Annotated in this window: 19 protein-coding genes; 5 read left to right on the top strand and 14 right to left on the bottom strand. The window is 44.4% G+C overall.

The window, feature by feature from the left end:
* Positions 1-40: 40 nt before the first annotated feature.
* From DS742_RS15345 to DS742_RS15280, 14 genes are all read right to left on the bottom strand, one after another.
* Positions 41-415: a desulfoferrodoxin family protein gene (locus DS742_RS15345; RefSeq protein WP_117417856.1), complete on the bottom strand. Its 375-nt coding sequence runs from the start codon at positions 413-415 to the stop codon at positions 41-43.
* 87 nt (positions 416-502) lie between these two features.
* On the bottom strand, positions 503-2,248 hold the full coding sequence (locus DS742_RS15340; protein WP_117417855.1) for an ABC transporter ATP-binding protein: 1,746 nt from the start codon (positions 2,246-2,248) through the stop codon (positions 503-505).
* Complete coding sequence (locus DS742_RS15335; protein WP_117417954.1) at positions 2,241-4,034, bottom strand: ABC transporter ATP-binding protein; 1,794 nt, start codon at positions 4,032-4,034, stop codon at positions 2,241-2,243. Before DS742_RS15335 ends, DS742_RS15340 begins: the two co-directional genes overlap by 8 nt.
* 99 nt (positions 4,035-4,133) lie before the next feature.
* Positions 4,134-4,751: a TetR/AcrR family transcriptional regulator gene (locus tag DS742_RS15330; protein WP_117417854.1), complete on the bottom strand. Its 618-nt coding sequence runs from the start codon at positions 4,749-4,751 to the stop codon at positions 4,134-4,136.
* A gap of 137 nt (positions 4,752-4,888) precedes the next feature.
* Positions 4,889-6,844: a methyl-accepting chemotaxis protein gene (locus tag DS742_RS15325; RefSeq protein ID WP_117417853.1), complete on the bottom strand. Its 1,956-nt coding sequence runs from the start codon at positions 6,842-6,844 to the stop codon at positions 4,889-4,891.
* A 206-nt stretch (positions 6,845-7,050) separates the two neighbouring features.
* Positions 7,051-9,105, bottom strand: a complete 2,055-nt coding sequence (locus DS742_RS15320; RefSeq protein WP_117417852.1) for a methyl-accepting chemotaxis protein — start codon at positions 9,103-9,105, stop codon at positions 7,051-7,053.
* Positions 9,106-9,734: 629 nt separating this feature from the next.
* Positions 9,735-11,423: a sulfate adenylyltransferase subunit 1 gene (locus DS742_RS15315; RefSeq protein WP_117417851.1), complete on the bottom strand. Its 1,689-nt coding sequence runs from the start codon at positions 11,421-11,423 to the stop codon at positions 9,735-9,737.
* Positions 11,423-12,325: a sulfate adenylyltransferase subunit CysD gene (gene cysD / locus DS742_RS15310; RefSeq protein ID WP_117417850.1), complete on the bottom strand. Its 903-nt coding sequence runs from the start codon at positions 12,323-12,325 to the stop codon at positions 11,423-11,425. The genes DS742_RS15315 and cysD overlap by 1 nt, the downstream gene beginning before the upstream one ends.
* Positions 12,326-12,338: 13 nt before the next feature.
* Entirely contained in the window at positions 12,339-12,650 is a 312-nt protein-coding gene (locus tag DS742_RS15305; RefSeq protein ID WP_117417849.1) for a ferredoxin family protein, read from the bottom strand.
* A complete protein-coding gene (locus DS742_RS15300) occupies positions 12,631-14,319 on the bottom strand; it encodes an adenylyl-sulfate reductase subunit alpha (protein ID WP_117417848.1) in 1,689 nt (562 codons plus the stop codon). Before DS742_RS15300 ends, DS742_RS15305 begins: the two co-directional genes overlap by 20 nt.
* A 33-nt stretch (positions 14,320-14,352) precedes the next feature.
* Positions 14,353-15,417 carry an ABC transporter ATP-binding protein gene (locus DS742_RS15295; protein ID WP_117417847.1) on the bottom strand — a complete coding sequence of 355 codons (1,065 nt, stop codon included), beginning with the start codon at positions 15,415-15,417 and terminating at the stop codon, positions 14,353-14,355.
* Positions 15,418-15,438: 21 nt separating this feature from the next.
* A complete protein-coding gene (locus tag DS742_RS15290) occupies positions 15,439-16,275 on the bottom strand; it encodes a sulfate ABC transporter permease (RefSeq protein WP_117417846.1) in 837 nt (278 codons plus the stop codon).
* Between the two features lie 12 nt (positions 16,276-16,287).
* On the bottom strand, positions 16,288-17,139 hold the full coding sequence (gene cysT / locus DS742_RS15285; RefSeq protein WP_117417845.1) for a sulfate ABC transporter permease subunit CysT: 852 nt from the start codon (positions 17,137-17,139) through the stop codon (positions 16,288-16,290).
* Positions 17,140-17,154: 15 nt separating this feature from the next.
* On the bottom strand, positions 17,155-18,186 hold the full coding sequence (locus tag DS742_RS15280) for a sulfate ABC transporter substrate-binding protein (RefSeq protein WP_117417844.1): 1,032 nt from the start codon (positions 18,184-18,186) through the stop codon (positions 17,155-17,157).
* Between the two features lie 187 nt (positions 18,187-18,373).
* Between DS742_RS15280 and DS742_RS15275 the strand changes: the two genes are divergently transcribed.
* The 5 genes from DS742_RS15275 to DS742_RS15255 form a co-directional block, all read left to right on the top strand.
* Entirely contained in the window at positions 18,374-19,255 is an 882-nt protein-coding gene (locus tag DS742_RS15275) for a LysR family transcriptional regulator (RefSeq protein ID WP_170313479.1), read from the top strand.
* 75 nt (positions 19,256-19,330) lie between these two features.
* Entirely contained in the window at positions 19,331-20,041 is a 711-nt protein-coding gene (locus DS742_RS15270; RefSeq protein ID WP_117417842.1) for a response regulator transcription factor, read from the top strand.
* A complete protein-coding gene (locus tag DS742_RS15265) occupies positions 20,042-21,454 on the top strand; it encodes a sensor histidine kinase (protein WP_117417841.1) in 1,413 nt (470 codons plus the stop codon). It begins immediately after the preceding gene.
* Positions 21,455-21,572: 118 nt separating this feature from the next.
* Positions 21,573-24,083, top strand: coding sequence for an ABC transporter permease (locus DS742_RS15260; RefSeq protein ID WP_437126176.1), 2,511 nt, complete (start codon positions 21,573-21,575; stop codon positions 24,081-24,083).
* A 22-nt stretch (positions 24,084-24,105) separates the two neighbouring features.
* On the top strand, positions 24,106-24,511 hold a 406-nt coding region (locus tag DS742_RS15255), incomplete at its 3' end, for an ABC transporter ATP-binding protein (RefSeq protein WP_117417840.1).

Raw genomic sequence — 24,511 nt, 5'->3', positions numbered from 1 at the left:
AAGCCCACACACCAAAGGTCTGTGAGCTTTTTTATTCTATTTATTTCTCTGCTTTCCACAATCCGTGAAGATTGCAGTACTCATAGGCTGCCAGGACCTCATCGCCTTCGCACATCATGAATTTTGCCACCGGTTTGTCACCCGGGTTTAAGATCTTTCTCTGGTTACCCATCTTTGTCTCTAATACAATCCAGCCAATGAAATGTTCAGGAAGCATGGGGTGTTCTACAGAACCAACCGTAACAGTAACGCTCTGGCCATCAATCTCAATAACCGGAACATGTTTTTCAGTCGCCGCATCTGTGGTATTGGCTTTCATCTCCTGCATGTTGTCTCCGCAGCAGGTAATGGTGCCGCCTTTTTCTTCTACAACCGCTACAATATTTCCGCAATGATTACACTTTAAAAACTTCATGTGAATACCCTCCTTTTTCTTCTGACTGCTGTAAAACTGCATGGTAATTATACCATAAATTCCACTATCTTACAACCAAATCCTCCGCTAGCCGATTGACCAGTTCTGGCTCTGATTCTGTAAGTCGGTCATATGACGGTAGATTCCTCCCTTCTGATAAAGAGCTTCCGGGCTCCCCTCTTCCGCCACTTTTCCGTCTTTTAAAACCACGATTTTGTCCGCCTGGGCAACGGTTCTCATCCGGTGGGCGATAATGAGAACGGTCTTGCTTCGGATCAGGTTTGATATGGCACTCTGAATCAGAGATTCGTTTTCCACATCAAGAGATGCGGTAGCTTCATCAAGAATAATAACCGGGGCATCCTTTAATAAAGCTCTTGCAATGGACAGCCGCTGCCGCTCTCCTCCGGAAAGTGCTGACCCGTTCTCACCGATCCTGGTCTGAAAGCCTTCCGGCAGCCGGCTGATAAATTCCATACACTGGGCAGCTTTTGCCGCTTCCATCACTTCTTTGTCTGATGCATCCTTTCTTCCGATCCGGATATTTTCCATGACTGTATTATTAAAAAGCATGACATCCTGAAATACCACAGAGATGTGCTTTAAAAGATGTTCCGGATCAATCTCCTTTACCTCTGCGCCTCCAATTGTAACTCTTCCCTTTTCCGCATCCCAGAAACGGGCTGCCAGTCTGGCTGCTGTACTTTTTCCTCCGCCTGAGGGCCCTACCAGCGCGGTAACCTGGCCCTGTCTGGCGCAAAAGGACACATCCTCTAAAACAGTCTCGTTCTGATGGTAGGAAAATCCCACATGATCATATACGATATCGTATCCATTCAGCTGTTTTGTCTCCGCTCCGTCCTGTACCGGTTCCTCCTCAACCGCCCTCATCCGCTCAACCTGCAGCAGTGTGGAATAAACTGCTGATAAATTATTTAAGCTGCCTGTGAGCGGACCATAGATACGGGCAGCCGCAACCATGAAAATGAGAAATACCATGAGATCCAGCTTCCTCTCCGTCATGAGAAACGCGCCGGAAAGAACCGTTGTTGCCATTCCAAGACGTAATACCATCTGGGATGCCGTCACTAAGCTGCCGTTTAGTGTCTCCATTTTGACGGTGCCCTTTTCTACTGCAATGATTTTTGAATCTAAATCCTTTAAATAAGACTCTCTCTGATTATTTGCCTTGATGTCCTGAATATTCTCAATACACTCCTGGATTCCATCGGAGGCTGCCAGCTTCTTACATTTTTCCCTCCGCTCCAGACGGTCAATGACTGGCCTGGTACCTGCTGAAAGCATAAATGCCGCAGGAATCACCCACAAAAGGGCCAGTGCCATTTTCCAGTCCAGGAAAAACATTCCCAGTCCGACAAAAGCGGTGGAAAGAAGTGCACCGATGAGTTCCGGAATAAAATGGGAGAATGCTGTCTCCATCCATGCACAGTCTGCCATAATGGTGGTTGTTAAATCTGCCAAATCTCGTTTGCCAAAGAAAGAAAGGGGGATTTTTCTTAATTTTTCCGCAAGCCGGATACGTAAATTGGCACTTTCCTGATAGGAGGCCAGGAAGGTTTTGTTATACTGGATATACTGAAGAATAAAAATAAGGAGGAGAAAGAGCACACTCATTCCAACAAACCCCAAAAGCCCCATTTCCATTCCTTTTTCTCCTGTGACAGGCATCAGCAGCTTCTCAAGAAAAAGAATTAACAGTCCCATGGGAAAAATAAGTCCCACATTCGCTGCTGCACAGGCAAGAACTGCTCTTGTAAGATCTTTTCCTCCCTGCTCACTGAGTGCAAACCGTCTCTGTAAATACTTACTCATGCTTTTCACCTACTTTCCATGAAACTGAGGTCTGATAATCCCTCCACATAGCGGCATACAGCCCCTGTCTGTGAATCAGCTCCTCATGGCTTCCTTCCTCTTCTATCCTGCCCTGATTCATGACTAAAATCCGGTCTGCCCCCCGGACAGTGGAAAGGCGGTGGGCAATCATCAGTACTGTCTTTCCTTTTATCAATGTTTCAAAGGCTTTCTGAATCTGATATTCATTGTCAGGATCAGCAAATGCCGTTGCTTCATCAAGAAGAACGATGGGAGCATTCTTAAGCACGGCTCTGGCTATGGCGATTCGCTGGCATTCTCCGCCTGATAAGTAGACGCCCCTTGTGCCCACCACGGTCTCATACCCATCGGGAAATTTGTCAATAATGTCCTGACAGCAGGCTGCTTTTACTGCCTGTTCTACTTCCGCTCTCGATGCTTGTGGTCTTGCGGCCCTGATATTATTAAGAATCGTATCTTTAAAAAGATGGCTGTCCTGAAATACAAAGCTTATATTCTCCATCAGTTTTTCCGTATTCATTTCCCTGATATCCACGCCTCCCACACAGATGCTGCCATCATCTACGTCATAAAAGCGGGGGATAAGGCTGGCTGCTGTCGTCTTTCCGCCTCCCGATGGACCTACAATTGCCACAGTAGCTCCCTGGGGGATTTGAAACGACACATTCCTTAAGGCAGGCTCCTTTCCTTTTTCATAGGAAAAGGTTACATTTTTAAATTCCACAGAAGAATCCCCGGGAACTTTCGGTTGATCCGGCTCTTTTAACGGCGGCTCTTTTACAATGGCCATAACCCGGTTCAAAGCATCTTTCGCTTTTAAGGTATTCTCACTGGTCCACATGATTTTGTCCATCATGGTAACGCAGACAGGTGTGAACAGGACATAAAAGAGAATATCCAGGACAACCTTAAGATAAGAGGCACCATATCCTAAATCCGCAGTCAGAATAAGCCCTGCCGGAATAAGAAAAGCAAAGATTCCATTGATGCTTACGGTATAGGCACACATGGGAATCCGCAAAGAAACGGTATAGGCAACTGCCCAGTTTTTATAGCGGAGAATGGCCTCATGAAAATTTTTAAAGGAAAAAATGCTTTGCTGAAATGTTTTCACAACCGGAATTCCCCTCACATATTCCACAGCCTCATTGTTCATATCCTCTAAGGCGTTCTGGTACTGTGTCATGGCATCTTCCATGTTTCCCATCATTACCCGGGTTAAGACAAAGAGTCCGGCTGCCATGGGCAGAAGGCTGATTAAGCCAAATCTCCAGTCAAAAAACAAAAGGAGCAGTAACACCGCTGCGGGGGTTACCATAGCCCCCGTTAAATCCGGAAGCTGGTGGGCCAGATAGGTTTCCGTCTGTCCTGCCCCGTCATCAATGATCCGGCGCAGTTTTCCGCTTCCCGCCCGTTTCACGTATCCCACAGGCAGCTTTGTTAAATGATGAAGGGCAACTGTCTTCATATTCCTGGCTGTACGGAATGCGGATAAATGTGTGCACATAAGAGCGCTGAAATAAATGAGCATACTGCCAAGGGCTGCTGCCACAGCATACCATCCATACGTGATCATCTCACCTGCTGCGCTGGTATCCGGCCAGGCTGTTACTGCTGCTTTCACCGCCTTCCACATAAATACATACGGAAACAGTCCAACCACAGCACTGATTCCTGACAGAAGACATCCGAACCACGTTAAATATTTGTAATTTCCTGCAAATGTCAGGAGTTTGACCTTACCGGTATCCGGAAGCTCTGTCATCAAATTCTTTTTTTCTTCCACCTTTTTTCCTCCTTAGGCATAACCTGGTCAGCCATTAGTTAGTTATGGCTAATTATTATTCAAAATAATATGGAGCATCTAAAGCCCCATAATTTTTTTCCAGCCCGCATGCTGGAATGTTCCAAGTACCAGCCCGTAAGACAGGGCCTTTTCCCTGGGAACGTCATGTGCTACAAACTCCCATAGCTGCTGAAAAAACGACCGGGACAAAATATGAATGATGGTGCTGTCAATATCCATGACCTCATGCCCCAGTTCCTTCATCGCTTTAACAAATTCCCAGGTTGAGGCTTCTTCAATTTCAGTCAGCTGGCTTAAGTAGCTGTCACAGTATTCTTTGCTGCTTTTACAGAAGATCAGTTTAAATAAATCAAACCGGTCATAAACATAATCCACCATCCATGGAATGTTTTCGTCTGAGATCACATCAAGGGCTGCTGCCTGTTTTTCGGGAGGCAGAGCGGCAAAATCAACATGCATCTTTCTGTATCTTTCCATCAGCCCGTCTGCCGCATCTCCGGTCAGTTCCTCAAAAAGCGCCTCCTTGCCCGGAAAATAACCGTAAATCGCTCCGGTTGTTACACATGCCTCTCTGGCAATCCGCCTTAAGGAAGCCCCTTCGTACCCGTATTTTAAAAACTCCTGTTTCCCCGCTTCCAGGATAGCGAGGCGTGTATCATTTCCCTGAGTACCCATTTATTCTCCTTTATAACACTGTTATATAACAATGTTATTATCATACAAAAAATGCAGGGCGTCAACACGCCCTGCCGGTTATTTTTTCTCAATAATGCTTATTTTTGTTTCATCGATAAAAGTTATCATGTTTTAAATTAAAGCTGATCGGACGCATTAGAAAGCCTGAATTCCATAATCAGTTCTTTTAACATCTGCATCTGACTTAACAGTTCTTCGCTGGTGGCAGCGCTTTCTTCCGCTGTTGCTGAGTTTGCCTGGGTAACCATGGAAATCTTTGACATACCGTCTTCTAACTGGGCCACACTGTCTGCCTGGCTCTTTAAGGACTGGGACACCTTGGACACAAGGGTATCGATGGTATTGGTCTGCTCCACGATCTTATTAAATACCTGGGCAGTCGATTCGGTGTTTTGTTTTCCCTGAGCAACAGACTCCATTGTGCTGTGTATCAAATCCGTTGTCTGTTTTGCTGCATCAGCACTTTTTCCAGCCAGCTCTCTCACTTCATCGGCAACAACGGAGAAGCCTTTTCCTGCCTCTCCTGCACGGGCTGCTTCAATGGCTGCATTTAATGCCAGAATATTGGTCTGGAAAGCAATATCATCAATAATACGAATGATCTCCTGAATCTTCTTGGAGGATGAATCGATGCTAGCCATGGATTCCAGCAGCTTTTTCATCTCCTCATCTCCCTGTCTGGTCTCAAGGATAGCAGCCTCCGTCATGTTCTTTATGGTAAGGGAATACTGGGCATTATCCTTAATATGGGCGGAAACCGTCTCCAGGGATAAGCTGAGGCTTTCCGTAGTAGCCGCCTGCTCTGTGGAATTGGCAGCCAGGTTCTGTCCACCCAAAGCGACCTGGGCAGAGCTTGCACCTACCTGTTCTGCAGAACAGGCAATGTTATGTAATGTCTTGTTAAGAGAGGACAGAATCTTCTTAAGAGCGGTCTGAATGGGAACAAAATCACCCATGTACACTACGGAACTTGTCACTGTCAAATCATTATCTGCCACTGCATCCAACACATGGGAAATATCCATAATGTAAGACCGAAGTTCTCTGATGGTATTGTGAAGCGCAAGAACCAGACGGGCACTTTCATCTTTTCCTTTGGTAAGCTCCACATCCTCCTGCAAATCTCCATGAGCCAGACGTTCGATACGCTGTGTCGCTTCAATGATTGGCTTTGTAATCCGCTTTGCAAATGCTCTTATAATTAAGTTGGAAGCTGCGAGGAGAACCAGACCGGTAAGCACACACATAAAAAGCGTGAAACGGACATTTCCTTCGATCTGTGTTAATGGCGTAGTTACTGCAACAGACCAGCCCTCCGGGCCGTCCAGAGGAATGTATCCCACCAGACGGCGGACTCCCTTGTAATAGCTGAATCCCGTATCTGTCTTTCCAGCCATCATCTCCTGAAAAATCTTAGCTGTAGGTTTATAGGATGCATCCTTTTTTGCAAGTTCAACATAATCTTTCGGATTGATCACGTTCTCAGCGTCGGGGTGAATGACGGTTCTTCCTTCCTTATTTACTACAAATGCGTATCCGCTTTCTCCAATTTTGATCTTCGTCAGCTCATCACTGAATGCTTTGTAAGGAAGCAGGCCATAAAGCACTTTTCCGGTACTGCCGATGGGCGCACCGATATAAAACATTAAATTATTATCTCCCTTAAGGAACGGGCTGGAAATATAGGTTACTCCGCTGACTGCCTGCTTAAAAAACTCCTGATCTGCAATCTGGTCTCCCTTTTCATTGCTCCCATTGGAATCGGCAATCGTAATATACTCAAAGCCGGAAGCCTGAGCCTCCTCTTCCAGAAGGCGCTTCTGTTCTGCAGCAGAGGTTTTTCCATCTGTAAGAAAGCTCTTTGATGCAGTGATCTTAATCTGGTTCCGGTAGATATCAAGCACTGAGTCAATCCCCTGCTGATACGATGCTGCCAGATAAGAGGAGTTTTTCTTTGCTTCTACCAGAGAACTCTGATAATAAAAAAAGGATGAAATTGCTGTTAAAAAAGTTACTGTAGAAACCAATAATAACGAAATAAAAAGTATAAGCTTGTTTTTTAAATACTTCATAAATCCTGGTGCCTCCTCCGTGATAAAGTCCGAAATTCAGATTTCTGTTGAGATTTCCGGAGAAAAAAAGGGAGATTACTCCCCCCCTTTTTCCATATATCACCAGTATAATCCTTTTTTCGCCACGTGTCAAAAAGGTTTTACAAATTTCCCGCAGATTTATTGATAAAAATTTTCACAGCTGACTGCGTTCTTATTTATGTGTTTCAGCTGAGCTTAAACTTGCCGACTTCATCCCTGAGAGTCTGGGCCTGAGCGGCCAGTTCTTCGCTGGAAGCGGAGCTTTCCTGTGCAGTGGCAGCATTGGACTGCACCACTGCCGATACCTGGTTAAGTCCCAGTGCCATCTGTTTTGCCGATTCTGCCTGTGATCTTGATGCAGCTTCGATTTCACCAATGACCTGTTCAACAAAACCAGAGCTTACCGCAACCTCATTTAAAGTCTCAGACGTAATACCAACCAGTTTTTCTCCTCTTGAAACGGTATCTGAAGAGTGTACAATGATGGCTGCAGTCTGCCCTGCTGCCTGTGCTGATTTCTCAGCCAGACTGCGGACCTCATCAGCAACTACTGCAAATCCCTTCCCGGCTTCTCCTGCTCTGGCAGCTTCCACTGCCGCATTTAAAGCAAGAATATTCGTCTGGAAGGCAATATCTTCAATTACCTTTGTAATGCTGTTTATTTTATCGGAGGAACTGCTGATATCTTTCATGGCTGATCTTAGCTGTTCCATAAATTCATTGCTCTTTGAAAGTCCCTGTGCTGATTGAAGGACAGACTCCGCTGCTTTTTTCACCTTCTCCATATTTAATTCCGCCTGCTCTGACATTCCTTCAATGGAAGCACTTAATTCTTCAATGGTGGCTGCCTGTTCTGCCGAACCTGAAGCCAGAGTCTGAGCTCCCTGGGATACCTGATCTGCTCCGATCCCCACCTCATCTGCACTTGCCTGTATTAATTTCAAAGTGTGGTTCAGCGACTGGGAAATGGTTAAAAGTGCATCTTTTACAGGCGCAAATTCCCCTTTATAATCCTGATTAAGCTCTATCTGCATATTCCCGTCTGCCATCACTTCAAGCACCTGGGTGATCTCGCGGATATAATCGATATACCGGTTTAACTGGACTACCGTGCGGTTTAAAGCAAACGCCATCTGCCCGGTCTCATCGCTGGAGCTTACATCTGCCGAAATATCCAGTCTGCCGTCAGCGATTAAGTCAGCCGTTCTGGTCAGCTTCTTAATTGGTGCAACGATCATCCTGGAAATCAGCAGAATCATGACAACTACCACCAGTACTGCAATCGCAAATACCCCAATCATAGAGACCGTGATTGCCCTGTAACCCTGGTAAAATTCATTCACCGGAAGTCCGGCAGCTACAGTCCAGCCCGTATCTCCCACCTTACGCACATACCCCTCTGCCTCTGACTGTTTTGAGGTAAAAGAAAGAAATCCTTCCGAAGAGGAGGTAAGAGCATCTTTCATGTTCTGTGACATATCTAAATCGGCAATTTTTTTATTTACCATCTCCTTGTCCGGATGGTAAATAACCTGTCCTTCTTTTGATGTAAGTATGTAAAATCCCGTATCTCCAAGCTGATAGGAGCCAATGGTTGTTACAAGTCCATCCAGAGAAAAGTCAATTCCTACGGCTCCTATGATTTCCTTGCCATCTGTTCCAAAAACAGGGGCTATAATACTTACAATCTGTGCCTTTGTTGCGAAATCCTCAAAAGGCTCTGTCATAATTGTACTTCCCGAATCCACCAGGCGCTGATACCAGGGACGTTCTGTGACATGATAAGTCTGATCAGACACAAATCCGTCTGACTGGGCCAGCTGGCTGGAATCTATGTCAGCAATCCAGAAAGCCACAATGGAATCCTTATCTTTCTCGTAAGACCGAACCATAGTCTGTTTGATATCATCAAATCCTGATTCCGATGTAATGACTGTGCCTGGCCTTAAATCCTGGAAAAATTTCTGAAGCGCCACCGTATCTGACAGCTGGCCGGCTTTGTGTTTGTATTGATTAAAGTAACCTTCCATCTCCTCAGCAGCCACCTGTGATTTTGCAATCAACTCTTTTTCAGTCATGTCGTCCACGCTGGATTTAACCAGAAACAAGATGACCGCACCCACAATACAAAAGGACAGAATGACAGGGATTCCGACGAAAAAAAGTATTTTAGTCAGTAGACTTTTTAAACCAAATTTGTGAATCTTTCTCACGTTTTTTCCTGAAGCATGCTCCGACATAGTTTTCTCCTTTTTATTTAACCTGTTTCTGGGCGTGCAGTGTTTTCAGCTCTCCGGCTTTTTAGCAGGATACTGCGAAACTCAGTTTAAATGTGTTGCATAAAATACACGCCGCCGATAATATTCGCAGTATACTTGATACTGCGCATTTTAAAAAAATCCTTTTATTTATCAATGTTTATTTTATATGGGACGCTGAAAATGACGGTATAAGAATTTATATCTTTGCATAAAAATAAACTCTCTATTATAATTAACAATATATAGCATACTAATTTCTCTAAAAATATTAACTGACTTAAATTCTGACGGCTTAACTGGTGATTTAAGTAAAACAGGCGTATTAAAGCTTAAAAACTATGTATAATTTTTATCAATATACATATTTCTACATAATATACTATTATTTGACAATTAATTTAGGGCGTTGTATAATAAAAATATATCATTATTTTCATCAATATTCACCACGCAGTATCAAGTATACTGCGTATATTTTGTATATATTTACCAATAAAACTATCCAAAAAGTATGTAATTACCAGGTTATCTCATTCAATAAAAAACAGCTTCCCAGCTGCAATCATAGCAGACGGAAAGCTGTTTTTTATTTGGTTTTAATATATGCTTTAAATAATCCAGAAATTTTCATTACATACAATCCGTCTGTACGTTTCAAATTTAGACCATTTATTATGGAAAGCGATTTTATTACCAGGCGCCAGTTTTTTATATTCAGCCAGGCAGTTTAACAAATCTTCTCTGGAACCGATTTTTAAGGCAAAGCCTCTCTCATCCAGAATCGGTAATCCGGAATAACCATAATCATCAAGGCTTATGATATCCAGTATTGTTCTGTTTCGCACAAGAACTGCTGCAGAATCATCCAGAGATATTACATCAAAAAAGTCAGGATAATGGAAACTGTCTCCCGAAACAGGGACTAAGTCACCCTGGCGGTATGTGGTCTCTTTTGTCTTCTGTCTGGAAAGAAAGGCATTTTCCAGATTAAAATAGAACTCTTCAAAAATGTATCCGCCTGCCCGTAACCCGCCTTTCTCAAAGTAAGGTTTTTCTTCTCCGCTCTCCACATGCTCTACTACTCCGCAGGCTGATGTCATATGGCTGACTCTGTCAATTAAAATCAGTTCCCCAAGAGTTTTGTTTCTTTTAAATTCATCAACCGGGATTCTTTGGGAAAATTCAATCAGACAGGACGCAATCTCATTCTTACCAATCTCCTGGGCGGGTAAATGCTCACCTGAATTAATATCCACCCGGTAATCAATGCGCTTTACCACGGCGGGAAGCATTCTTGTTCCCAGCTTCAGCAGATAATCATTGCCTTCCTTAAGTGGTGCTTCATCCATCCACAGAATGGAGGCTTTCACCTCTTTGCTTACCGGCAGCTGATCCTGATCGGTCAGAACACTTCCCCTGCTCACATCCACCTCTCTGTCAAGCTGTATGGTAACTGCCTGGCCTGCAGATGCCTGGTCCGACGGCCGGTCCCCCACCAGGATGCTCTTTATCTTTGCTGTCTCATTTCCAGGAAGAACGGTTAGGCTTTGTCCGACTGAAACGGTTCCTGATTCAACCTGGCCCTGAAAACCGCGAAATTCATGGTCAGGACGGCACACTCTCTGAACAGGCATATAAAAACCATTCCCATCCTCCTTTGCAACTTCGGTCTGCTCCAGACAGGAAAGCAGCGTTTCTCCCAGATACCAGGGCATATGATCTGATTTTGCTGTCACATTATCCCCTTCCGTGGCACTGACAGGAATTATGGTCACATGCTTTAAAGACAATTCCTCTGTCAGAGCTGCAACACTCCGGCTGATCTCTTCAAAGCGTTCCTGACTGTAATCGGCCAGATCCATCTTGTTGACTGCGAAGATGAAATGACGGATTCCCATAAGGGAACAGATCCTTAAGTGGCGCCTTGTCTGTACCAGAACGCCCTGCTTCGCATCCACGAGAATAACCGCTAACTGGGCGAAGGAAGCCCCTACCGCCATATTTCTTGTATATTCCTCATGCCCCGGTGTATCCGCCACGATAAAGCTTCTTCTCTCCGTTGTAAAATACCGGTAAGCCACATCAATGGTAATTCCCTGCTCCCGTTCCGCCATCAGACCGTCTAAAAGAAGGGAATAATCAATCTCACCGCCTCTGGAGCCCACCTTACTGTCAAGCAGCAGCGCCTTTTCCTGATCTGCATACAGCAGTTTGGAATCGTAGAGTATATGACCGATCAGAGTAGATTTTCCGTCGTCCACACTTCCGCATGTAATAAATTTCAGCAATCCGTTCATTAGAAATAACCCTCCCTCTTTCTCTTTTCCATACTGGCGGCTCCGCCGTCTTTGTCAATCACCCGGCTGGTCCGCTCTGATTCTACGGAGCTTAGAGTCTCTTCAATAATCTGATCAATGGTAACTGCTTCTGAAAGAACTCCGCCGGAAAGAGGATAACAGCCCAGCGTCCGGAAACGAACCTTTTTAAGCTGGGGAACCTCTCCGGGATTTAACCTCATCCGGTCATCATCCACCATGATAATATCGTGATCCCGGTAAACAACCGGCCTTTCTGCGGCAAAATACAATGGAACAATGGGAATATTCTCCTGTTTTATGTACTGCCAGATGTCCTTTTCCGTCCAGTTGGAAATAGGAAATACCCGGATGCTCTCCCCTTTATAAATCTCTGTGTTGTAAAGCTTCCACATTTCCGGTCTCTGATTTTTAGGATCCCAGGCGTGGGAAGCATTTCGGAAGGAAAAGATCCGTTCTTTTGCACGGCTTTTTTCCTCATCCCGTCTGCCCCCGCCAAAGGCTGCAGTAAACCCATATTTATTAAGCGCCTGCTTTAATGCCTGGGTTTTCATGATATCCGTATAGGAGGAGCCATGGTCAAATGGATTGATCCCCCTTGCGACACCGTCTTCGTTGATGTATTCCAGCAGCTCAATCCCCAGTTCCTTAGCTGTCCTGTCCCGGAATTCAATCATTTCTTTAAACTTCCAGGTGGTGTTGACATGAAGAAATGGGAAAGGCGGCTTCTCCGGATAGAACGCCTTTAATGCCAGGTGGAGCATGACGGAACTGTCCTTTCCGATTGAATAGAGCATAACCGGCTTCTCGCACTGGGCGGCTACCTCTCTGATAATATAAATTGCTTCTGCTTCCAACTCATCAAGATGGGATAATCTGCTCATAATATTTTCTCCTCTAATACTTATTCGAATTTTTACCGTCCACTTCAATCATGCGTACGGTACCATCGGGTCTGGTGATGTTCCAGAGAAGGCGGTCCCCTTCCACGGACACGTTCATCACAGTTCCATTTCCTCCCATATCAGCTCCCAGGTAAAAATCAATGGCTCCAAACCGGCACTCCTTCACGCAGGAGGCACAGCCCCAGCAGTCTCTGGGATATTTGATAAATGCTTTGCCGTCTTTTTCCTTAATCAGACTGCCCGGACAGACCCGGATGCAGGCAAGACAGCCCACACATGTTTCTTTAGAAATCCGTATGCTCATATCTGGTCTCCTTTCCTATGTCCCGGAGTTTTAAAATCAACCTGCCGTCTTTCAGTGTGGAATTAACAAATTTATGGTAAGCCTCATCTGTCCTGGGAAAATCTAAATTCTCCTGGAAGGAATGCCATCTGGTTTCCTTTCTAAAGCGCAGATGGGCAATGACAGAACGGCATACAATCAGGCGTTCCTTCAGCTCATAGACAAACATCAGCTCATGCATATCGGAGGCATTTAAATATCTGGTCAGCTCCGTGATTTCCATTATTTTTTCTTCTCCAAGCTTCAGCTGCTTTTCATTAAACTGATAATTGGTTGAAATCCCTCCGGCATACTCATCCATCACCTTCTGCATTGCCTCTTCCAGCTCCTCTGCTGAAAAAACGGCTTCTGTGCCATTTAAAATGCTTTCATACTCCCGGATCTTTTCATCAGCAAAGGCTGGAATCTGATCTGAGATTTCAATCCGCCTGCCTTTTTTTATAATATCAATTGCGGCAATTTCCCCTTCTGCCATGGCTCCTGTCACATACTTCTGGGGACAGCCGCCTGCTGCATCTCCTGCCGCATATAAACCGCTGACTGTGGTCTCCCTGTTTGTATTAATCCAGTAGCCGCTTGCAGTATGGCCTCCAACTATATAAGGCTCGGTTCCCGCTATCTCCACATCCTCTTTTCCAGGCGTCCTGTCATTTTGCAGCCATTTAAGAGTCTGGCTGGGAGCCATATTTAAGTATGCTTTCAGTAAGTCTTCCTCCGTGTCTTTGTCAATTCCTCCCGTGTGAAGATAGCAGGGACCATTACCCAGCTGATTTTCCCTTACGGTTCCATAGACCCGTTCACTGGTGGTGATTCCGTATTTTTCTTCGTAAACCTCACCTCTGGAATTGATCTGTTTTGCCCTGACTCCCTGGGCAATGGTTCCGGTGGGGGCTATGGTATCCTTGCATCGGAGTGCAATAAAGCGCATTTCAAAAGATGTCATTTCTGCACCGGCTTTAATTCCCATGGCATAACCAGCTCCTGTATTAAAGGGAGGGTACCACATCTTATGCCGGGAAAATCCCGGGTTATTTGGCTTATAAAGACCGGCTGCACCTCCGGTGGAAACAATGACTGCTGCTGCCCGGATTTCATAAGCGGTATTTTCATCCATATGAAAGCCGGCAGCTCCCTTTACTTTATTGTTATCTACAAGCAGATCCGTCACATTTACATGCTCTAAAACCGTGACATTTGGTGCCTGCAATACGGCATCAGCAAGAATGGGCTTTATATTTTCTCCGTTAATCTTTATATTACGTTTTCCTCTGGCCACATAATTGCCCTTTTCATCCTTTAGTATCACAAGCCCCAGCCGTTCTAAATCAGCTGTCACTTTATTGAATCTTAAGGCTGCCGTTAACAGAAGATCTTCTCTTGCAATGCCTGCCGCATCTTTCATTGCGTAATCCACATAATCCTCAGCAGTCTTCCCCTCTGTAATGTAGGCATTTATGGCATTTACCCCTGCTGCCAGACAGCCGCTCCGCCTGATCCCGGCTTTTTCGGCAATAATAACCTTTAAATCCGAATTCTTTGAAAGAGTCAGCGCCGCATAACAACCTGCCGTCCCTCCGCCTATAATCAGAACATCTGCCGTCATAACTTCCCGTTTTAACCTTATACTCATCTTTAACTCCTCTGTCTGATCCTTTTTTCTGTGTCAGAATGTGACGATATTAGCTCCGTTTAACAGTGCATTTTCCAGCAGATACGCCCTTTTGTCATCGTAAGCATAAATCCGGTAAACGATCACATGCATTTTTTCACCAATGGAAACAGGACGCCTTTCCAGAGACCGGCGGGTGGTAAGGGAAACTCCATTTACATTGAGCCGTACCTCCAGATAGTTTCCACGAAAGGAAATCTCTTCAATGGTTCCCTCCTCCGAATACTCCATCACATCCTGAAACTTTAAATTATCACTTTTAAATGCTTCCACAAATTCAGGCCGGATGATCGCCCCCATGTAATCACCTTTTTCAAATCCCTTCAGCTTATGATACCCATCCATTCTCGCGGACTGACCGATAAACTCAGCTACAAAGGGAGTTGTAGGATTTTTATAGATCTCAAATGGACTGGCGATCTGTTCAATTCTTCCCTGATTGGTGACAATAATCTCATCTGCTACCTCCACCGCTTCATCCTGATCATGGGTGACAAAGATGCTGGTAATGCCTACCTTATGAATCATTTCCTTTAACCAGCTGCGAAGTTCCTGACGCACCTTTGCATCAATGGCTGCAAACGGTTCATCAAGAAGCAAAAGCCCGGGGCTGGGTGCCAGTGCTCTGGCAAATGCAACCCTCTGACGCTGTCCGCCGGAAAGCTGGTTGGGATAGCGTTTCTCTAACCCCTCCAGACCGGTTAAGGACAGCAGCTCCATAACCCGTTCCTTAATCAGCTTTTTGTGAACCTTTTTTACTTCCAGACCAAAGGCAATATTTTCAAAAACTGTCATGTATCGGAACAATGCGTAATTTTGAAATACAAAACCGATTCCTCTATCAGCTGCCGGAAGATCATTGACTCTTTTCTGATCGATAACGATATCACCGGAATCCGGCGTTTCAAAACCGGCAATCATCCGCAAAATTGTTGTTTTTCCGCTTCCGCTTGGTCCCAGAAGAGCTGCCAGTGTTCCTTTTTTCAGGCCGAAATTCACCTCTTTTGAAGCCTTAAAATCTCCGTATGATTTTTCAACATGTTTCAGTTCTATGTACATAAGACCCTCCTGACTAAATCTCTACTGCTTTGCCTCACTTTTTTTTGCCTGATGCTCCGCCACATTCCGTATGATCAGCACTGCCACCGCCATAAGAACCAGAATGGAAGAAACCGCAAATGCCGAGGTAATGGATTCCGATGAATTGGAAAGATAAAGGGCATCGATTTCAAGAGGAAGAGTAAATGTCTCCCCTCTGGTTTTTGACAAAGCATGGACAGCCCCGAACTCTCCAAGTGCCCTTGCCGTACAGAGAATCACCCCATAAAGAAGTGCCCAGCGTATATGAGGAAACGTAATCTTCCGGAATATGGTAAATCCATCTGCCCCCATAAGCGCCGCCGCTTCTTCCTCTTCTTTTCCTATGGAAAGAAGAACCGGTATGATTTCCCTTGATACAAATGGAAATGTGACAAATACAGTCGCAAGCACCACCCCGGGAACGGCAAATACGATCTGGATATTTGTTCCAATAGCCTCATTAAGTCTGGCAATCAGACCTCCCGCCCATCCCATTCTCCCGAATGTCATTAAAAAGGCAAGCCCTGCAATCACGGGAGAGATGGAAAATGGAATGTCAATGACTGCAGAAAGAATCTGCTTTCCTTTAAACGAAAATCTGGTTATCAGCCATGCTGCCGCGATCCCAAAGATGGTATTGACGGCGACTGCAGTCACAGCTGCCAGCACAGTGACCCCAAACGCTGATTTTACAGAAGGGGCAGCCAATGATTTTAAATAAAAGCCCATACCCTCTTTCAGTGAATTGACAATGACTGAGATCAGAGGCAGGACCAGCATGAAAAAAAGAAATAACGTACTGATTCCAATGAGAATCCATTTACCTTTTATTTTCATCCATTTACCCTCCTATAAGCAGCTGGTGCGCTTCGCCTGATGCACCTGAATCATATTTACAAACAGTAAAACCAGAAAGGACAGGAAAAGCATCACCAGAGCAATCGCCGTCGCCCCGGGATAATCCACATAGTTCAGTTTCTGCATGATCACATAAGATACCACCTGTGTCTGATTCCTGGCGTTGTTTCCGGATATGTAGATCACGCTGCCATATTCCCCCACGCCTCTTGCAAAGGCAAGACCGAATCCAGTCAGAAGCGCAGGGCCAAGCTCCGGCAGAATTACCCTTCTAAACGTATGAAATTTCCCGGCTCCTAAAATTGCAGCCGCCTCCTCATACCGTGGATCAAGGGTCTCAAGTACCGGCTGAATAGACCGCACCACAAATGGTATTCCAATAAAAATCAGGGCGATGGTCAGTCCGGTCTTCGTATATGCCGCTTTTATCCCCAACGATCCAAGAAATCGGCCCATAATCCCCGTATCTGAATACAGCTTGGACAAAGTGATTCCTGCTACTGCAGTGGGGAGGGCAAATGGGAGTTCAATGAGCCCATCCATAATCCGTTTGCCTGGAAACTCGTAACGCACCAGAACCCAGGCGAGAATCAGCCCGAACACACTGTTTACAAATGCGGCAAAAAGGGAACAGAGCAGGCTGGTTTTAAACGCATTTACCACATTGGTCTTTGTAATCAGGCTTATAAACTCCCGGGGGGATAACTGAAAGGAATATACCAGCACTGACGCAAGTGGAATGAGTATAATGCCCGAAAGCATGAACAGTGTAATTCCCATACTCAGCCCGAATCCCGGTATGACACGCTGGCTTTTTCCTGTTGGATCTGACTGTTTTGTCATCTGACTTTCCTCCCTCTAATTTTCGTAAATCTGGTCGAAGATTCCACCGTCTGCAAAAAAGGTTTCATAGGCGGTATCCCAGCCGCCAAAATCATCAATGGTACAAAGATTTACATTAAGATCGAACTTTTCGGAAAATTCAGAAAGAATCTTTTTATTGGAAGGTCTGTATCCGTATTCGCCGATCAGCCTCTGAGCTTCATCGGAATAGAGGTATTTTAAGTATTCCTCAGAAACCTTCTCTGCTCCGTCTCTGCGGGCGTTTTCATCCACCACCGCCACACTGGGCTCTGCAAGAATACTGATGCCGGGAGTGATAACTTCATATTGATCCGGATACTCTTTCACCGTATTAATGGCTTCATTCTCCCAGGCAATCAGCACATCTCCCTGCCCGTTTTCCACAAAAGTAGTGGTGGCTCCCCTCGCCCCTGAATCCATAACAGAAACATTTTTAAAAAGGTCTGCCGCAAAGGATTTCATTTTTTCCTCGTCTCCATGAAAGGTGACTTTCGCGTACTGCCATGCAGCCAGGAAATTCCAGCTTGCCCCCCCGCTGCTCTTTGGATCCGGGGTAATAATCTCCACACCTGGTTTAATCAGATCAGACCAGTCCTTTATCTTTTTTTCATTCCCTTTCCTCACCAGAAACACGATGGCAGAGGTATAAGGTGATGAATTTCCCTCAAATTCCTTAATCCATCCGGAATCAATCAAACCGGACTTTTCAATCATGCCAATATCATGGGCCAGAGCCAGAGTCACCACATCTGCTTTTGCCCCTTCTATGACCGAACGTGCCTGACTGCCCGATCCACCGTGGGACTGCACCACCGTTATTCCGGTTTGATAGGTGTCCCTGTAATAGGATTCAAAGATTTTGTTGTACTCCTGATAAAACTCTCTGGTGGGATCATAAGAAACATTGGTGATTGTGATTGTTCCGTCTTTTCCGGAATCTGCCCGCCTGGCACATCCTGCAGACATTACTGCAGCTGTGATAATCAGCACCAGGGCTGCTGCCCGCTTTTTTCCTCTTTTTCTCATTCATGAACCTCCGCATGCTACGTGTGTTATCTGGAAGTTTAATCCCTATTTACATATTTGTAAAGTATGTTATTGCTTTTTCTTTCACTATATGTTAGAATTTCCTTATCTATTCCCCTATAACCATATTTTTTTGCTTATATATCATATATTACCAGTATGTAAATATGATATTCAGGAGGAAATCATGTCCATTAAAACATTGATGATCTTTGTCACGGTCTATAAGGAAGAAAGCATTACTGCTGCTGCAAACAAGCTGAATATCAGCCAGCCCGCGGTGAGTCTGGCAATCCGGGAACTGGAAAATGAGTATTCCATCCGGTTGTTTGAACGGGCCGGGAGGGGGATTCAAAAGACCAGTGCTGCCCGCCATTTATATGAATTTGCCTCCCACATCACCTCACTTTATCAGGAAATGGATTCGGAGTTTAAAAAGCAGGACCAAACCACCCCGCTGCGGATCGGATTTTCCAGCACCATCGGAGCCTGCCTGATGCCTGATATCATTCACTGTTTTACGGAAAGTGGTCAGGTTCCCATGCCATATATAAAGGTTGACACTTCCGACAGAATCGAAACCGCTATCCTGGAGAATCAGCTTGATCTGGCTCTTACCGAGGGAGTAAGCAGCTCTGATAAAATGCTGACTGAACCATTTGCCAAAGAACAGTTAATTTTAGTTTGCAGTCCTTCCCACCCGTTGGCACAGAAAGCGAAAATAACACTGGAGGACTTAAAAGAAGAACGTTTTCTATTAAGAGAAAAAGGCAGTCAGACCAGAAAACTGGCTGAATCTGCCTTTCACCTGCATGATTTTATCCTACGCCCTGTCCTCGAAAGCACCAGCATTGAAGCAATCATATGGGGAGCTTATACAAATCTTGGAATTGCCATACTGCCGGAACACCAGGTGTCCGGATACCTGGAAAAGGGAACGCTGTTTGCCCTGCACCTGCAGGGTGTTGAACTGAAGCGGGAATATCAGATAATTTATCATCAGAATAAGTATTTAAATCCGGTAATGCTGCATTTTATGGAACTGGTAAAAAGTAAATCATTACCATGAACAAAAAAACTCCCTGTTGATATTATCTGTTTGACCGTATATGATGGTTCTATCAGGATAGAGGGGGGTATCTATATGGAAATGAACAGCAAAATTTTATTGGTAGATGACGAAAGAGATATTGTCAATCTGATACAGGAAGTGTTGCAGCAGGATGGTTTTCATGTCATTGAGAAAGCATATACAGGTCTTGAAGCGTTACGAATCTGCCGGGAGTTTCAGCCTGACGTTGTTGTGCTGGATGTTATGCTTCCTGATTTTGACGGACTGGAGGTGTGCAGAAAAATACGGGAATTCTCCTACTGCTCCATCCTGTTTCTTTCCTCTAAAAATGATGATATTGATAAAATTCTGGGGCTTTCCTGCGGAGGTGACGATTATATTACAAAACCATTCAGCCCACGGGAAGTTGTTTTCCGCATCAAAGCGCAGCTTCGCCGCCAGCAGTATCAGGCTGCACCCGGGTTGGGAAACGTGGTGATTTTAAATGCCGGCTCTCTTACTCTTGATAAAGAAAGCTGCCGGGTCTATAAGTCAGGGCAGGAAATCAATCTGACCGGGCGTGAATTTCTGTTATTGTCTTATCTAATGGAAAACACGGATAAAATCATCAGCAAAGAGCGCCTGTACGAACAGGTCTGGGGTGATTACAGCAGCATTTGTGATAATACCATTATGGTTCATATCCGGCATATCCGCGAAAAAATCGAGGATACACCCTCAAATCCCCAACAGCTGATTACAGTAAAAGGCCTGGGATACAAATTAAAGAAGAGGACTGATTAGATGAAAAAATCCGGATACTTCACCACTTTTCATATTTATCTGATTTTCTTTCTGTCGCTGCTTGGAACGATAGCCGCATCATTTGCTCTCTTTTACTTATTGATTACCGTTAAAACCTCCACTGGCACCACCACAAGAAGCGACTGGCCCAAATCATTTACGGAGAATTTCAGGGAATATATTATATTTATCAATGAGAAAGCACAAATCCGGCAGCCGGGACTGGAACTGATGCAGAAAAATGATATCGGGCTGCAGATTTTAGATCATTCCGGCAATGAAATATTCAGCTATGAAAAACCGGATCAGGCTGATCTGACATACTCCAATACAGAGCTTTTTAAGCTTTATCAGACAGGACAGTTAAAAGGCAGCAATACAACAGCTTTCATCGGAACGGTTACAAACAATGGAAATGACTACGTCTATATTCTACATTTTCCTATGATGATTACCAAAATAACCATGTATCTCAATGGAGACAGGTTTACAGGAGGAAAAACAATTGTCATTCTTATTCTCGGTATGTTGTTTACGGTTGTTCTAATTTCCGGTATTATTTATGGATTCTGGACTACACACATCATGAACCGCTTAATAACTTCCATCAGAGAAATTTCGGTACGCAATTATCTTCCAATTAAAGTTCACGGTGCTTACAAGGACCTATATGATAGCCTGAACACTCTGGATTCAGAGATTAGAGAAAGCGACAGGCTTCTCAGACAAATTGAAAAAATGCGGGAAGATTGGATCGCTAACATTACCCATGATTTGAAAACACCCTTATCGCCCATAAAAGGCTATGCCGAACTATTACAGGAGAATGGCACCAAAACGGAGGAACAATGCAAACGATATTCGCAGGTTATATTAAAAAATGCCGCTTATATGGAAGCGCTGATTGATGAAATGAAATTAACCTATCAATTAGATAATGGTATGATTCCCCTGAAACTGCAGGAGCAAAATTTCATACGTTTCTTAAAAGAACTGGTAATTGATATCTTAAATAATCCAGAATATGAGCAACGTATAATAGACTTTGAAACTTCCGTGGAAACGATTTTATTTTCATTCGATCCAATACTTTTAACAAGAGTATTTCAAAATATCATTCTTAACGCATTTGTCCATGGCGATGAAAATACGGCAGTTGCTCTGCAAATATCCGTTTCTGATACCCTGCTTCAGATTATTGTGACCGATAACGGAAGGGGAATGTCAGCAGCAGAAACGCCCTCCCTCTTTCAGCGTTACTATCGTGGAACTAATACAGAACACAGGTCTGATGGAACGGGATTAGGACTCGCCATAGCAAAAAGCATTGTAGAGCTTCACGGAGGCATCATTGCCGTATCCAGCATACCGGACATCGGATCTTCTTTTCAAATACAGTTTCCCATAAATTAAGGTTAATTAAGGTTGCCTGAAACACTGATTAAGGTTGGCAGTTTATCATTTAATTATGATAGCTGCCAGCCTTTTTATGTGTCATTCAAGCCAGAATACAGATGGGACAGACCTGTTAATGGTCTGTTTCCATCAGAAAGCAGGTGTTTCGTTGAAAGTAATACTAAAATACATTTTGATTAATGTAAAAGAGCACAAAGCAAGAACCGCTGTTATGCTGCTGTCAATTCTTCTTTCTTCCACATTGCTGTTCGTATCTTTTTCTCTTGCCGCTTCCTATGAAAGTGCCCAGCAGAAAATGGCCCGGGGTATGACAGGAAGTGCAACGGTTTCTATTAGTGCTTCTGGAGACCCGGGTACCATCAGGAGCGGGGATATTCCCGACTTACCCTGTATCGGCGCAAGAGTGGGGGTGCTGAAGCAAAGCTGTATTTATCACGAAAACGGGTATTATGAAACAGTCGATCTGATTGCAGCAGATCTGTTACAGCTTGATGAGATTAATAAGCCTCGTCTGATCGATGGAGGTGAAATCACAGATTTCTCCGGCAGGAAAATCATTCTTCCTGACCGTTTTACTTTAAAGTATGGAATTAAAAAAGGAGATAGTATAACTCTGCAGACAGGGGGGACTCCGGTTCGTTTTGAAGTAGCTGAAATTGCTGCTTATGATACTGTTTTTCTGCGGAAAACACGGGGGGCGACCGCTCTTTTACCACTTTCTACGTTGTCCGGACTTTCAGGGAAAACAGATGGATACAGCGAGATATTAATAAAACCTGCGAGAGGCATCTCTACGGATGATCTGATAAACGAGCTGGAGGCAGTGCTACCTGACGGCAGATATCAGGTCTCTGGGATTATAAATGAAGCACAGATCAAAGCCGACGCAAAGCAAAAATCCATGCCATTTTTTTTAATCAGCTTTTTCTCCCTCACAATCAGCGTTTTTATTATTTACAGCAGCTACAAGGTAATTACATTAGACCGGTTACCAGTGATCGGAACGTTTCGCAGCATTGGAGCAACCCGGAAAACAGTTACCCGTATTCTTCTTTTGGAAAGCCTGCTATATGGCAGCGCAGGCGGACTGACTGGTATTCCTGTTGGAATGTTTGTACTGAAACTGGTTTTGCAGGGTATGGGGAAATCTCTGCCACAGGGAATTAAAATCCCCGTAGTTATTACACCGTTCAGCATTATAATCTCCTTCACTATGGCTTTAGCCGTTTCTCTCCTTAGTGCATGGCTTCCGGTGTACCGGGCAAGCCGCCTTCCAATTAAGGAAGTAGTTCTTGGCACCGTTGAAGAGCGTTCCCCTCCCCGGCACATAATCATTGGAACAGGGATTATATTGTTTCTGATTTCAATAATTTTTCCGAAGTTTGTTCCTGAAAACATGTTAAATCTGGCCGGCGGCTTTTCTTTATCAGGACTGATTACAGCAACAATATTTGTCATTCCCCCTTTAACAAATCTGATTTCTAAAGGACTGGAATGCGTATACGGTCTGCTTTTTAATAATATAGGCAGGCTCGCTGCCCGGAACATGCGGGACAACAAAAATATCACACAGAACATTACACTGCTTTTTATCAGTATTTCTGCAGTCATCGCAATCAGCGTTGTGGGCGATTTCGTAAATACCTATATCAGCGACGTATTTAGAGATGCAGAATTACAGGGTTTTGCAGACGGGCAAATGACTCCGGAGTTTGTAAATCAGGTCAAAAATATGGACGGTGTTGAAAAGGTGCTGCCCCTCTATGTGTTCGAGAATGAAATAAATGGAAATGGTATTCTTTTTTCACGGCTTGAAGCAACAGATAATCTGGAATGGTATAGCTCCATGCTGGCACTTCATTATACAGAACCCGTTATGAAGGAGCAGGCCGTTTCTGCATTTGCCGCCCATCGAACCATGATATTAAGCGAAAGTTGTCTGAAGCGGACGGGATTTACTGTGGGAGATGTGCTCACTCTGTCAAATGGTACCGCAGCCGGCTCTTATGTTATAACCGGCAGTTTCAAATCGAGGGCAACTGATGTGGAAGCTGTGATTCCATCGTTTTATGCAGCCTCTGATTTCGGCAAAGAAAGCTATGACTTTTTAGCCTATACAGCCGCTGATCCAGATGCAGTCATGATTCAAATCCGTGACCTGTTTGGAAATACATCAAACTGGAGCCGGACGGTGGAAGAATTTAACGCAGACACCCATTCTACAGTCGGAGCCTTTTTAAAGCCTATGCACAGCATGACTTACTTCATTTTGCTGCTTGCGGCGGTCGGTGTTATTAATAATCTTCTCATTAACTATATGCAAAAGCGCCGTACAATCGCCATGTATAAATCGATTGGACTAAGCAGCCGGCAAAACATGAAAATGATACTGATTGAGGGGTTTTCCTGCGGTATGATCGGAGCGATAATTGCGATATTTGTATCCTATATGGAGATAAAAATAATTTTTATTGTGGCTGGGCCGAAAATCACTATGGTACCGGCACTTAGTGCCAGAACATTTCTAATGGCCGGGGCCAGTGGAATTTTAATCACTTTGTCCGGTTCCGTCATTCCAATTTTCAAAAGCCGGCAGATGAAACTGATAGAAGAGATCAAACTTTAAGAAGAGATTGGAGGTTTTGCACATGAAACCATTAGCCGGTTCCATCGCTGTTGAAGTCAGACATATTGTGAAAGATTTTCGGCTTGGCGATACTATAACCAACGTATTAAAAGATGTGTCTTTGCAAGTAAAGCAGGGGGAATTTTTATCCATCATGGGACCTTCCGGTTCCGGGAAAAGCACGCTGCTTTATATTCTTGGAGGTCTTGACTCTCCCACAAGCGGTTCCATCCGTCTCAACGGCACAGATATATCCCACCTGGAAGACGAAAAAATGAGCCGGTTTCGGCGGCAGAAAATAGGATTTGTATTTCAGTTTTATAATCTGATTCCTAACCTGAATGTGGAAGAAAACATCATGCTCCCTTTGCTTTTGGATGGCAGGAAAATGAAAGACTACAAAAAGAAATTAAACCCGAATTATTCAT

The sequence above is a fragment of the Lacrimispora amygdalina genome (assembly GCF_003432035.1).
Taxonomy (GTDB): domain Bacteria; phylum Bacillota; class Clostridia; order Lachnospirales; family Lachnospiraceae; genus Lacrimispora; species Lacrimispora amygdalina.
This window is presented reverse-complemented; position numbering and strand designations above follow the sequence as displayed.